At 64.3% G+C, this 12,488-nt stretch carries 13 protein-coding genes; 6 read left to right on the top strand and 7 right to left on the bottom strand.

What is annotated here, in order from left to right; genetic code table 11:
- Nucleotides 1-47: 47 nt before the first annotated feature.
- Nucleotides 48-1,289, bottom strand: a complete 1,242-nt coding sequence (mshC, locus tag M1L53_RS18700; protein WP_003946190.1) for a cysteine--1-D-myo-inosityl 2-amino-2-deoxy-alpha-D-glucopyranoside ligase — start codon at nt 1,287-1,289, stop codon at nt 48-50.
- A gap of 10 nt (nt 1,290-1,299) precedes the next feature.
- A complete protein-coding gene (locus M1L53_RS18695) occupies nt 1,300-3,390 on the bottom strand; it encodes an MMPL family transporter (RefSeq protein WP_225320402.1) in 2,091 nt (696 codons plus the stop codon).
- Between the two features lie 127 nt (nt 3,391-3,517).
- Between M1L53_RS18695 and M1L53_RS18690 the strand changes: the two genes are divergently transcribed.
- Nucleotides 3,518-3,979 (top strand): MarR family winged helix-turn-helix transcriptional regulator, encoded by a 462-nt coding sequence (locus M1L53_RS18690; protein WP_003946187.1) that lies wholly within the window; start codon nt 3,518-3,520, stop codon nt 3,977-3,979.
- On the opposite strand, the gene M1L53_RS18685 is transcribed toward M1L53_RS18690, so the two are convergent.
- The 4 genes from M1L53_RS18685 to M1L53_RS18670 are packed head-to-tail and all read right to left on the bottom strand — an operon-like array spanning nt 3,976 to nt 7,041.
- Nucleotides 3,976-4,782, bottom strand: coding sequence for an SCO1664 family protein (locus M1L53_RS18685; protein ID WP_030537533.1), 807 nt, complete (start codon nt 4,780-4,782; stop codon nt 3,976-3,978). The genes M1L53_RS18690 and M1L53_RS18685 overlap by 4 nt on opposite strands.
- 4 nt (nt 4,783-4,786) lie before the next feature.
- Complete coding sequence (locus M1L53_RS18680) at nt 4,787-5,386, bottom strand: DUF3090 domain-containing protein (RefSeq protein WP_003946200.1); 600 nt, start codon at nt 5,384-5,386, stop codon at nt 4,787-4,789.
- A 55-nt stretch (nt 5,387-5,441) separates the two neighbouring features.
- The gene (locus M1L53_RS18675) at nt 5,442-6,137 is read right to left on the bottom strand and encodes a histidine phosphatase family protein (RefSeq protein ID WP_003946173.1); all 696 of its coding nucleotides are present in this window, start codon (nt 6,135-6,137) and stop codon (nt 5,442-5,444) included.
- A gap of 58 nt (nt 6,138-6,195) precedes the next feature.
- A complete protein-coding gene (locus M1L53_RS18670; protein WP_030537531.1) occupies nt 6,196-7,041 on the bottom strand; it encodes an undecaprenyl-diphosphate phosphatase in 846 nt (281 codons plus the stop codon).
- Nucleotides 7,042-7,269: 228 nt separating this feature from the next.
- Here M1L53_RS18670 and M1L53_RS18665 point away from each other — a divergent pair, with 228 nt between their 5' ends.
- From M1L53_RS18665 to M1L53_RS18645, 5 genes are all read left to right on the top strand, one after another.
- Nucleotides 7,270-8,205 (top strand): aldo/keto reductase, encoded by a 936-nt coding sequence (locus tag M1L53_RS18665; RefSeq protein WP_054187389.1) that lies wholly within the window; start codon nt 7,270-7,272, stop codon nt 8,203-8,205.
- Nucleotides 8,206-8,297: 92 nt separating this feature from the next.
- Nucleotides 8,298-8,984 carry a heme oxygenase (biliverdin-producing) gene (locus M1L53_RS18660; RefSeq protein WP_054187388.1) on the top strand — a complete coding sequence of 229 codons (687 nt, stop codon included), beginning with the start codon at nt 8,298-8,300 and terminating at the stop codon, nt 8,982-8,984.
- Nucleotides 8,981-9,988: a hemin ABC transporter substrate-binding protein gene (locus M1L53_RS18655; protein WP_054187387.1), complete on the top strand. Its 1,008-nt coding sequence runs from the start codon at nt 8,981-8,983 to the stop codon at nt 9,986-9,988. The genes M1L53_RS18660 and M1L53_RS18655 overlap by 4 nt, the downstream gene beginning before the upstream one ends.
- A 63-nt stretch (nt 9,989-10,051) precedes the next feature.
- Nucleotides 10,052-11,149 (top strand): iron ABC transporter permease, encoded by a 1,098-nt coding sequence (locus M1L53_RS18650; protein WP_054187386.1) that lies wholly within the window; start codon nt 10,052-10,054, stop codon nt 11,147-11,149.
- Nucleotides 11,146-12,009, top strand: coding sequence for a heme ABC transporter ATP-binding protein (locus M1L53_RS18645; protein WP_007733386.1), 864 nt, complete (start codon nt 11,146-11,148; stop codon nt 12,007-12,009). The genes M1L53_RS18650 and M1L53_RS18645 overlap by 4 nt, the downstream gene beginning before the upstream one ends.
- On the opposite strand, the gene M1L53_RS18640 is transcribed toward M1L53_RS18645, so the two are convergent.
- Nucleotides 11,990-12,412, bottom strand: a complete 423-nt coding sequence (locus tag M1L53_RS18640) for a hypothetical protein (protein WP_007733387.1) — start codon at nt 12,410-12,412, stop codon at nt 11,990-11,992. The two genes, M1L53_RS18645 and M1L53_RS18640, sit on opposite strands and share 20 nt — an antisense overlap.
- Between the last annotated feature and the right edge of the window lie 76 nt (nt 12,413-12,488).

Here is a 12,488-nt window from a genome sequence, read left to right as displayed (position 1 = left end):
GCGCCTTTATTAACCGCGGGCGGTTAACAAAGGCGCACAGCAGGGGTTCAGCGAAGCGAAATACCCAGTAGGGCGTCGACGGCATCGGCGAACTCGCCGGGTGCCTGCGTGTCGGATCCGCCGCCCTCGATGGCGCGGCGGGCCCAACCGTCGAGCGCGTCGAGCGCCTTCGGGGTGTCGAGATCGTCGGCCAGGTGCTGACGCAAACGCGCAACAGTGTCGGTGGCAGACGGCGCAGAACCGAGAGCCGCGGCCTCGCGCCACACCTTCAGGCGCGACTGAGCATCCGCGAGGACCTGATCAGTCCACGCGCGATCCTGGCGGTAGTGGCCGGACAGCAGTCCGAGACGGATTGCCGCTGGGTCCACCCCCTCACCGCGCAGCTTGGAAACGAAGACCAGGTTTCCGCGACTCTTCGACATCTTCTCGCCGTCGAGACCGATCATGCCGGTGTGCACGTAGTGCCGCGCGAAACGGCGATCACCCGTTGCCGATTCGGCATGCGCCGCCGAGAACTCGTGGTGCGGGAAGATCAGATCGCTGCCACCGCCCTGGACGTCGAAGCCGGAGCCGATGCGGTTGAGTGCAATGGCCGCGCATTCGATGTGCCAGCCGGGGCGCCCCGGCCCGAAGGGTGAGGGCCACGAGGGCTCGCCCGGACGCTCCGCACGCCAGACAAGTGCGTCGAGAGGATTGCGCTTTCCGACGCGATCGGGATCTCCGCCGCGTTCGGCAAAGAACTTCTCCATCGTCGCGCGGTCGTAGCCCGACTCGTAGCCGAACTGCTCGGTCGCGTCGGCACGGAAGTAGACGTCGGGGAACTCCGCGTCGTCGACGATGTACGCGGCGCCGGACGCCACGAACTTCTCCACCAACTCGACTACTTCGTTCACCGATTCGACGGCGCCGATGTAGTCCTTCGGCGGAAGCACACGCAGCGCTTCCATGTCCTCGCGGAAGAGTGCCGTCTCACGCATGCCGAGGACGATCCAGTCCTCGCCGTCGCGATTGGCTCGCTCGAACAGCGGGTCGTCCACGTCGGTCACGTTCTGGACGTAGTGGACATCGTGTCCGGCGTCGCGCCAGATGCGGTTCACGAGGTCGAACGTGAGGTACGTGGCCGCGTGGCCGAGGTGGGTGGCGTCGTACGGGGTGATGCCGCAGACGTACATCGTCGCCTTCTCGCCCGGGGTGACGGGGCGAACCTGACGGTCGGCTGTGTCGTACAGCCGCAACGGCGGCCCCTGACCGGGAACGGACGGGAGTGCGGTATCGGACCAAGACTGCATGCTGCCGAGCCTAGTGGAGACTGCTCTGAGGCTGGGAAGGTGCTGGCTGATCCTGCTCTGGTTCGGGCGTCGACGCGAGCTTGCTCGGCCACCAGATCTTCTGACCGATGTCGTAGGTCAAGGCCGGGACCAGCAAGGATCGGACGATCAGAGCGTCGAGCAGGACACCGAACGCCACGATGAACGCGATCTGGGCGAGGAACAACAGCGGGATCACCGCCAACGCCGAGAAGGTTGCTGCCAGAACAACTCCGGCAGATGTGATCACCCCGCCGGTCACCGTGAGTCCCCGCAGAGCGCCCGCCCTGGTGCCGATCTTCAGCGCTTCCTCACGCACCCTCGTCATGAGGAAGATGTTGTAGTCGATTCCCAGAGCCACGAGGAACACGAACGCAAAGAGCGGGACCACCGGATCCGCGCCGGGGAAACCGAAGATGTGGTCGAACACCAGCGACGAAATGCCCAGTGTCGCAGCAAACGAGAGCACAACGGTGCCCATGAGAAGCAGCGGTGCGAGAAGCGAACGCAGCAAGAGCGAGAGAATCACGAACACCACGATGATCACCACGGGAATGATGAGTGTCCGGTCCCGTGTCGAGGTGGTCTTCGTGTCGAGGTCGGTCGCAGTGACGCCACCGACCAATGCGTCGGCGCCCTCCACTGAGTGAACTGCATCACGCAGTCGCACGATGGTGTCTTCGGCCTCGAGCGAGTCGGCAGCGTCAGTCAACGTCGCCTGCAGGGAGACTCGCCCGTCGACAACCAGAGGCGCTCCCCCGTTCTGCACGACGCTCACGTCGCTGACACCCTCCACGCGACTGGCTGCCGCAACGGCATCCACTTGGTCTGCATTCGCGATGACCACGGCCGGTGAACCCGAACCCGCGTCGAAGTGCTCGCCGAGAATCTCCTGGCCTGCAACCGAATCGACATCGAGCAAGAAGATGTCGGACGACGAGACACCGCTGGCTTTGAACTGCGGCATCATCATCGCGAAGATCACCAGCACCAGCGTCGACGCCACCCAGAAGCGGCGCGGATGCCTACCGATTCGAGCAGCGAGCCCGGCCCAGAACCGGTGATCGTTCGCCTCGTCGTGGTGCTCGCGGTCGGCATCGAACTTCGGCTTGGTCGGCCAGTACGCCGTCCTCCCGAACAGAACCAGGACAGCAGGTAGGAAGGTCATCGATGCGAGGAAGGACGCGGCGATACCGATGGCGGCCACCGGACCGAGTCCGCGGTTCGAGTTCAGGTCGGAGAGCAACAGGCACAGAACGCCCGCGATGACCGTTCCTGCAGACGCTGCGACAGGTTCGAGCGTCGCGCGCCACGCAGTGCGCATTGCTGCGTACTTGTCCTTCTCGATCCGCAACTCTTCCCGGTAGCGAGAGACCAGCAGTAGCGCGTAGTCGGTGGCGGCACCGAACACGAGGATGAACAGGATGCCCTGGCTCTGACCGTTCAGTGCGATGACGTCCGCGTCCGCGAGCAGATACACGAGCAAGCTCGACAATCCGAGTGCGAAGATCGCCGAGAAGATCACCACGAACGGCAGGATCGGGCTTCGGTAGACGATGATCAGGATCACGATCACGACGGATCCGGCTACCAACAACAGCAATCCGTCGATACCGGCGAATGCTGCCGACAGATCCGCAACCTGCCCAGCGGGGCCGGTGACCTTGACCGTCAGTCCGTCAGGGCTCGACTCCAGCGCCGCGCGCAGCGCTTTCACGCTGTCCTTGACTTCGAGGGTGCTGTCGACCGGCAGGAACATCTGGAGTGCCTGGCCGTCGGCCGACGGGATCGGCGGCGATGAGGCGTCGCCGAATCCTTCGGTACCGACGAACGAATCGACGGTCTGGGACAGGAAGGTGGAGTCGGCGGGCTCGAGGCCACCCGGTCGTTCCGCCACGATGATGGCCGGCACGAAGCGCGTGTCCGTGAAGCTCTCTTGAAGCTTTGCCACCTCGGTCGCTTCGGCCGACGCGGGCAGGAACGACGTGTTGTCGTTCTGCTGCACCGTGCTGAGCTTTCCGGCGAACGGACCGCCGAATCCTCCGATTGCCAGCCAGCCGATCACGAGGAGAGCTGGCACAATCCATCGAAGGCGACGAACAGGACGATTTTGTACTGGTGTGCTCACTGGGTCTCCAGGGATCGGCAGCAGAGGACTTGCCGACTATTTTGTTCAGCATGCTGAGTAATTGCAAACGGAAGGCAGAAAAATGAGCAGCGACGGCCTGGACGACTGGCCCACCGGCCGGCTGTTGTCCACCGCTGCACGCCTGGTGGAGCACTCGTGGGAGAAGGTCTTGCGGTCTCAGGACATGACGCACGCGGGCCTGATCGTGCTCCACTCGATCGCCGGTGGGGCAGCGTCTCAACGCGACATCGCGAAGAACGCCCGAGTCACCGATCAGACGATGAGCCGCACGATCGACCGTCTCGAACGAGCGGGTTACGTCACTCGTGACACCGATCCGAGGGACGAGCGTCGGCGCGTGATCGCGATAACCGACGCCGGAAGACTGACGTACGAGCGACTACTGACGCTCGAGAAGGAAGATGCGGCGTTGACCGTCGGCGTCGGGGATGTCGCCGCGCTGCGCGAACAACTACTGCGATTGGTTCGCTCACCCGGATTGAAGACGGCAACTCGCGAACAGCAGGAAACGTCTCGCGACTAGAAGGCCGGCCAGGGAATCGTTCGATGGCCGTTCGGCTCAGGCATCACCGCGGACTCGGCGAACTGCATCGCCCGCACCGCCAAAGCCACGATCTCTTCCTCGGTGATCAGTTCGGACAACTCGTCGCCGAGATCCCCGTCGAGAGTTGTCGCGAATTCGGCGACGTCGGCGATCAAAGCACCGGGTACGGGCTGCCCGGCCCACCCCCACAACACCGTCCGCAGCTTGTTCTCCGAGTGAAGACAGATTCCGTGATCAACGCCGTACACCGAGCCGTCGACGCCCTCGAGGGCGTGACCACCTTTACGGTCGGCATTGTTGATGAGGACGTCCAGAACGGCCATTCGCTGCAGCCGTGGATCGTCCGCATGGATCAGAGAGACTGGTTCACCCTCCGAGTCGAAGGCCTGCAGGACCTCGAACCACCCCGGCGGAACGTTGCCGGGACTGCACAGGTCCACCATCTCGAGTCCACCAGATCCATCCGCGCGGCGATCGACGGTGTCGATCCATCGCTGCACCATGCCTGGACCGAAAGGGCCGTCCCGCAACACTGTTCGCGGAATCACTCCCCAACCCAGCGCCTCGGACACGCGGTACGACGCGACCTCACGCCCCGCCAGAGTGCCGTCCGGGAAATCCCACAGTGGGCGTTCACCCCGGACCGGCTTGTAGACCACGCGGGTGGACTTCTCCCCCAGAGTTGACTCACATACCAGCGTGGCGTTGCTCGCCGTGGTGATCTGACCGATCAGAGTCAGATCACCCTCGAGCAGCACGTCCGGCACACCAGGTTCGGACACGACGTCAGACCTCGTCGTCGTCTGCGTCGTCGATCGCGAAACCGAAGGACTCGCCGCGTCGGTACCCATTGGTGCGGATGCAGACGTGCCCCTCGGGCGCCAACGGTTCACCACACAGCGGGCACGGCGCGCGTCCCGCCGCGATGACGCGTTCGGACCGCAGCGAAAACTCGCGCGCTTGCTCCGGAGTCAGGAACACACGGACTGCGTCCGGACCGTCGTCGGCGTCGTCGAGGACAACCGATTCGTCGAACTCCGTCTCGCTGACGGCAAGCAGCTCCACGACGACCGCCCCGGCATCGGCGTCCCAACCGAGCCCCATCGTGCCGACCCGGAACTCCGCGTCGAGTGGTGTGACCAGCGGGCTGAGGTCGGAGACGTCGTCGGCTTGTGGCGGAACCTCGGTTCCGAAGCGTCGATGCACCTCTTCGAGGAGTAAGCCCATGCGATCGGCGAGAACCTGAACCTGCTGCTTCTCGAGCAGCACACTCACCACCCGTGATTCGTGCACGGCCTGGAGATAGAAAGACCTGTCACCGGGTTCGCCCACCGTTCCTGCGACAAATCGGTCAGGAGTGCGAAATACGTGAATCGCGCGCGACATTGCACCTCCTCGAGTTCGAGCAGAACATCACTGAATACCCATTATCCGTCACAGCTCACGCACCGACCTCTCCGCCGGGGACGGACTCCTGCGCGGGAGCCGAACCGTTGGTCGCGGCCTTCGCTGCACCGATCGCGGCGAGCACGTCTCCGGTGTCGTTGACGCGAAGAACGAACGGCAGTGTCGCCGTGTAGCGAATCACACTGACCGAGGCGGGCTCGGCGACGATGCGCTGGAACGAATCGAGATGCATCGCAAACGCGTCGGCGAGAACCGATTTGATGACGTCACCGTGCGTGCACGCGATCCAGACGACGTCCTTGCCGTGTTCTTCGGCCAGCCGTGCGTCGTGCTCTCGGATCGCGGCAACGGCTCGCGCCTGTACCTGGGCCAGCCCTTCACCGCCGGGAAACACTGCACCGGAAGCGTGGCGCTGCACCACTTTCCAGAGCGGTTCTTCCAAGAGTTCCTTGAGCGGGCGACCCGTCCAGTCGCCGTAATCGACCTCGATGAGGCGATCCTCGACCACCGGCGTCAGACCACGGTCGACGGCAATGGGGCCGACCGTCTGCTCACACCGCAACAGCGGCGAGCGGACGATCTCCGCGATGTCCAGACCGACCAGCCGATCGACGACGCCTTCGGCCTGTTTCCGGCCGTGGTCGTCGAGTTCCACACCCGGCGTTCGACCGGCCAGGGTATGGGCAGTGTTGGACGTCGACCGCCCGTGCCGCAGTAGGACAACTGTCATTCCACAACCCTAATGGGGCGGTGGCCGCACGGACGGGTGGTCGACGTCGAAACGGGCCCTATGTCGCGGACACGACCCCTGTGGCCAGCAACGCAAGGACGACTACGCCGAGAGCGATTCTGTATCCGACGAACCAGTACATGGAGTGATCGACAACAAATCGAAGCAGCCAGGCGATCGCTGCGTAACCGACCGCGAAGGCGATGACGGTTGCCACCAGCAACTGCGGACCGCTCGCGTTCAGACCCTCACCGGCCGGCTCGAAGGCATCCGGGAGGCTGAACAAACCGGAGGCGAGAACTGCCGGAATCGCCAACAGGAACGAGTAACGGGCTGCGGCCTCACGGGTGAGTCCGAGGAAAAGGCCGGCACTGATCGTGCCACCCGAACGTGAGACACCCGGGATGAGCGCGAGCGCCTGAGCCGAACCCATGATGATGCCGTCGCGCGCTGTGAGCGATTCGATCGGGCGCGTCTTGCGTCCGTAGTACTCGGCAGCAGCGATGACGAGCGCGAACACGATCAGCATCGTGGCAATCAGCCACAGATTGCGTGCGCCGGTACGGATCTGGTCTTTGAAGAAGAACCCGAGGATGCCGACCGGGATGGTGCCGATGATGACGTACCAGCCCATCCGGTAATCGAGATCGCCCCGGTGCTCGGCATTGAACACACCTCGGAACCAGGCAGTGATGATCCTCACGATGTCGCGTGCGAAGTAGATCAGGACCGCCAACTCGGTGCCGAGCTGCGTCACCGCGGTGAACGACGCGCCGGCGTCACTGCCGAAGAATATCTCCGACACGATTCGCAAATGTCCGGAAGACGAGATGGGCAGGAACTCGGTCAAGCCCTGCACGAGGCCCAGGATCACGGCCTGGAGCCAGGTCATCGCTTCGCCCATCACTCACCGATCCCGGCTGATTCGAATGGGGTTACTGCACACAGGTTTCGTGTGTCGGGTTCACGTTTCACCGGCGCCACGCTACCGGGGCCCACGGCGCCGCGCCGCGCCCGGCACGTCCGTGTCCGAATACCCCGACTCGAGGCGAGCGCCTACTAGTCTGCACGTGGTGAGATCTCTCGGGTGCCGCACTTGCGCACACGAGTCGGGCGCGAGATGCAGGCGGTTATGAAGCACAGATCTGTCGGAACGAGCGGACTTCGGGTCTCGCGACTTGGGCTCGGCACACTGACATGGGGACGCGACACGGACGGCGACGAGGCTGCTGCGCAGCTACTCGCGTTCGCCGAGGCCGACGGAACCCTGGTCGACACCTCGCCCGCCTACGGCGCCGGTGCGGCGCAACGAATCCTCGCCGAGTTGCTCGACGACGTCGTTCCACGTGACGAACTCATCATCAGCTCGAGCGCCGGCATCGACCCCACACCGATCGGCACCGACCGCGTCGACTGCTCGCGGCGCGGATTGCTCCGCCAGCTCGACGCGACTCTTCGTGAACTCGGAACCGACTTCCTCGACATGTGGCAGGTCGCAACCTGGGATCCGCTCACGCCTGTCGACGAGGTTGCAGCAACCCTCGACTACGCCGTCTCGAGCGGCAAGGTGCGGTACGTCGGAGTTCGCGGCTACCTCGGCTGGCAGCTCGCGACGGCCGTAGGAGCCGGTGGCGCAACAACACTCGCCGCGACGCAGGCCGAGTACTCGTTGCTCGCACGCGGCGTCGAGGAAGAATTGTTCGCAGCGGCGGCCCATCACGGCGTCGGAGTGTTCGCCGCAGTACCCCTCGCGGGCGGTGTGCTGACCGGCAAGTACCGCGACGGCATTCCAGTCGATTCCCGCGGCGCCGACGAAGCACATTCGCAGGATGTGCAGAGCTATCTGACCGATTCCTCGATCCGGGTGGTCGACGCAGTCGTTACCGCTGCCGACGGTCTGGGTACTTCCCCACTGGCGGTGGCACTGGCCTGGGCGCGCGATCGCGCCGGGGTGGCCAGCGCCGTCGTCGGCACGCGTGATCTCGCCCAGTTGACAGGAGTACTGGCAACCGAAGAATTGGAACTTCCGAAAGCGATTGCCGCGGCTCTCGACGATGTGAGCGCTTGATCTGTCCCGCTGATCGAAATACCGGAGGTATCGTGTTGGCGAGGGCAGGCTAACCTAGTAGGCAACGCTTGACTACAGCCTCAGGAGAATCAATGACCACGCTCGACGTAGACAGCCTTTCCGCAGACGCAGGCCCAGCCTTCTCCGAACGAATCAAGACCGAGACGGACGCAGCACACCGCAAGACGGAGCAGTCGCGATTCGTAGGCGCACTACTCGGCGGTGAGCTGACCACGGCTGGCTACGCCGCACTTCTGGGACAGACGTACCTCGTCTACACGAGCCTCGAAGAGGCCGGCCGCACACACGCCGACAACGAGTTGGTCGCCCCGTTCCTGTCCGAGGATCTGTTGCGCGTGGCTTCACTCGAGGCCGATCTCGAGTTCCTCGGCGGACCGAACTGGCGCGACGAACTCGTGGCACTGCCGGCAACCGAGCGCTACATCGCCCGCCTGAAGGAGGTGGCGTTCGACTGGCCTGCCGGCTTCGTCGCACATCACTACCTTCGGTACATGGGCGATCTCTCGGGCGGACAGATCATCCGCCGGATGCTCGAACGCGCCTACGGATTCGAGACCGACGGACTTCGCTTCTACATCTTCGAAGGCATCCCCAAGCCGAAGCCTTTCAAGGACGACTACCGCTCGAATCTGGATGCACTGCAGATTCCCGCCGAGGAACAGCAGCGTTTCATCGACGAGGTGAATCTGGCATACCGCCTCAACGGCGACCTGTTCGCCGACCTCGAAGGCGACATCGAGAGCTACCTCGTCAAATGATGAAGCGCTTGGCCGCGGCGGCTCTGGTCGCAGCAGCCGGTTTCGGTCTGGTGGCTTGCGGGTCCAGCGACACTTCGACGACATCTCAGGGTGCCAGGACCGCGGTACTCGAAGATTCCAGCCCGGTTCCCGTGTCCGACAACCCGACCGCGACACTGCCCGTGACGGTGAAGAGCTTCGACGGCGTCGACGTGACCATCACCGACAACAGCCGGATTGTTGCGGCCGATCGCTACGGGACACTCGCGACGACGACGGTGGCGCTCGGCCTCGGTGACAATCTCGTCGGCCGCGACACCGCCGCCAAGTTCCCCGCAGTCGCGGACGTGCCGGTTGTCACGGTCGGCGGCCAATCGCTCAACACCGAGGCAATTCTCGACCTCAATCCCACCGTTGTTCTCACCGACACCAGTATCGGGCCCAAGAGCGTCCAGGATCAGTTGCGCGCCGCCGGTGTTCCCGTCGTCTTCTTAGATCCGACCCGAACACTCGAGGGTGTGCCAGGACAACTCCAGGCCGTCGCCGACGCGCTCGGCGTCCCCGCCCAGGGCGCGGCGCTGGTCGATCGGACCGAATCGGAAATCGCTGGAGCTCGTGACCTGGTCCCCACCGAGGGCGATCCACTGAAAATCGCATTCCTCTACATGCGCGGATCGGCCATCACCATGATCGGCGGTGAAGGGTCCGGAGCAGATTCCTTGATCGAGGCACTCGGCGCCACCGATGCAGGAACCGCCTCGGGCATCACACAACAATTCGTGCCCATCACCAGCGAAGCGCTCATCGCCGCAGCGCCTGACGCCCTGCTGATGATGACGGACGGATTGGCATCGATCGGCGGAATCGACGGCCTTGAAAAGGTCCCTGGCATCGCTCAGACGCCGGCTGGAAAGAACAAACGAGTAGTCGACATGGAGGACGGTGTACTGCTCAGCTTCGGGCCGAACACCGGACGCGTCATGGCGGCACTCGCCGAAGCGATCTACGAGCCCGGTGGATCGTGAGCAAAGATTCGTGAGTGCTGATTCGTGAGTACAGAGACAGGTAGTTCCGAAGCAGGTAAGACTGTGTCCGCAGCTGAGGATTCACACGACGTCGGGGGCGCCCACAAGTCGGCGTCTGGCCCCGCGTCGCGGTCGCGGGTGAGTGCGGTTCTGGTCAGCTTGACTCTCGCCCTGGTGATCGTCGCGGTGCTGTCGGCGTGCATCGGTCAAGTTCCGACGTCGCCTCTCGAGGTTTTGGGAAGCATCCTGCATCGCATCGGGCTCGACCTCGGTCCGATGCCCGCCCATCCCAGCGGTGAAGTGACTTTGTGGGAGGTTCGATTCCCCCGCGTCGTGCTCGCCATCTGTGTCGGCGCGGCGCTGGGATGTTCCGGTGCGCTCCTGCAGGGTGTGTTCTCCAATCCGCTCGCAGAACCCGGAGTGATCGGAGTGTCTGCGGGCGCGGCAGTTGGCGCGAGTGCTGTCATCGTCGTCGGGGGAACGTTCGTGGCCGGCTGGGCCGTTGCTGCGGCTGCGTTCGTCGCCGGGCTGGTCACCACCGCGGCGGTCTACCTGCTGGCTCGGCACGAAGGCCGAACCGAAGTAGTGACGTTGGTGCTGACGGGCGTCGCGATCAACGCGTTCGCCGGCGGGCTCATCGCGTTCTTCACCTTCGTCGCCAGCCCGTCCGCTCGCGATCAGATCGTGTTCTGGCAACTCGGCTCACTCAACGGCGCTTCCTGGAACGCAGTCCTGATCGTGGCGCCGATGACCGTCGTCGGGATCGCCGCGACCATGATGATCGCCCCACGTCTCGACCTGCTGGCGCTCGGTGAACACGCGGCCCGTCACCTGGGCGTCAACGTCGAACGGCTGCGCCAGTTCGCGGTACTGATCGTCGCTCTCCTCGTCTCCGCAAGTGTTGCCTTCACGGGAATCATCCTCTTCGTCGGCCTGGTCGTTCCGCACCTGATGCGCATTCTCGTCGGCCCCGGCCACCGCGCGCTGATTCCGGCGAGCGCCCTCGCCGGCGCACTGGTTCTGCTTGTCGCAGATCTGGGCTCGCGGTCGCTGATCGACAACGCAGACCTGCCCCTCGGAATGCTGACCGCTCTGGTGGGCGGCCCCTTCTTCTTCTGGCTTCTCCGACGCACGCGCGCGCAACAGGGCGGGTGGGCATGAGCAGCCTCGTAAGAAACTGGCGCGAACTGTTCGGCCGCGTCACCCCCGAACCGAAGAGCCCAGCCGTCGGTGATGTCACCCTCGAGGCGCGCGACATCACAGTCGAACGCGGTGGTCGGCAGATTCTGGAAGGCGTGTCCATCGAAGTCCGGGCAGGCGAGCTAGTCGTTCTCGTCGGACCGAACGGCGCCGGTAAGTCGACTCTTCTTGCGGCGTTGGCCGGTGATCAGCCCGTCATCGCTGGGCGGGTGGACGTTGACGGCACCGACCTCACTCAGTGGTCGCCGATCGACATGGCGCGCCGACGCGCGGTGCTCCCCCAGAAACACACCATCGGATTTTCGTTCAGCGCTCGCCAGGTGGTTCGTATGGGACGTGCGCCATGGACCGGAACTCGCCGAGAAGACCGCGACGGCGCTGCTATCACCGCGGCGATGAAGACCTGCGATGTCGAGGGGTTCGCCAATCGGCCGTTCGCCGTGCTGTCCGGCGGCGAGCAAGCTCGGGTCGCGCTGGCCCGGGTACTGGCACAGGAAACGTCGACCATCCTGCTGGACGAGCCGACTGCAGCTCTCGACCTCGGACACCAGGAAGCGGTGATGTCCGTGGCGCGCGCTCGCGCTGCGGACGGCGATGCCGTCGTCGTCGTTTTGCACGACCTCGCGTTGGCAGCGGCGTACGCGGATCGGATCGTCGTGCTCGAAAACGGCCGCATCGCCGCTGACGGTCCCCCGGAATCGGTGTTGCACGAAGAGCTTCTGACCCGCGTCTACGGTTATCCGGTCGAGGTGTTCCCGCATCCGACAACCGGAGCAACCCTGGTCATCCCGCGCCGAGAATTCACCGAACAGAATCGATGATCGATCCCAGCCTGTTCAGGACGGCTCTCACCGTCGGCAGGCTGCGGCCGTCGCCCTCGCGAACTCCGTCACCGGGACCCGGCTGTGACCAATCAGCCTCCGTGGACAGAACTGCGTCGCGGACCACACCGGCGATGCTTCGCTCGTCGGTCAGATCGATGTCGGTCACCGATCGCTCCGCGGTGGCGACAACGTCTGCAGGGGTCGGCACACTGTGCTCGCAGTATTCGCCGTATACCTCGACGAACAGCATGCTCTTTCGTACGCGGAACGCAAAAGTTCGACCGTCGGACCTGCCGAAACCGTGTGCATGGGCGCCGACGGTGAGGTCCTCGATCTCGAAGCCCGGCCGCGCCGGTTCGGGCGACTGCGCGCCGGAATCGGTGGGTTCTGTGGGAATCACAATGATCTCCTCGGTGATTGCAGCGTCAACCGCAATCGCTGTTCGTACGGTATCGCGTCAAGGGTGTGAGCGGAAT

Origin of the sequence: Rhodococcus sp. T9N, from assembly GCF_024436645.1 — a bacterium.
Lineage (GTDB): Bacteria > Actinomycetota > Actinomycetes > Mycobacteriales > Mycobacteriaceae > Rhodococcus_F > Rhodococcus_F qingshengii.
The sequence above is the reverse complement of the archived record's forward strand: the minus strand, read 5'-3'. Positions and strand labels throughout refer to the sequence as shown.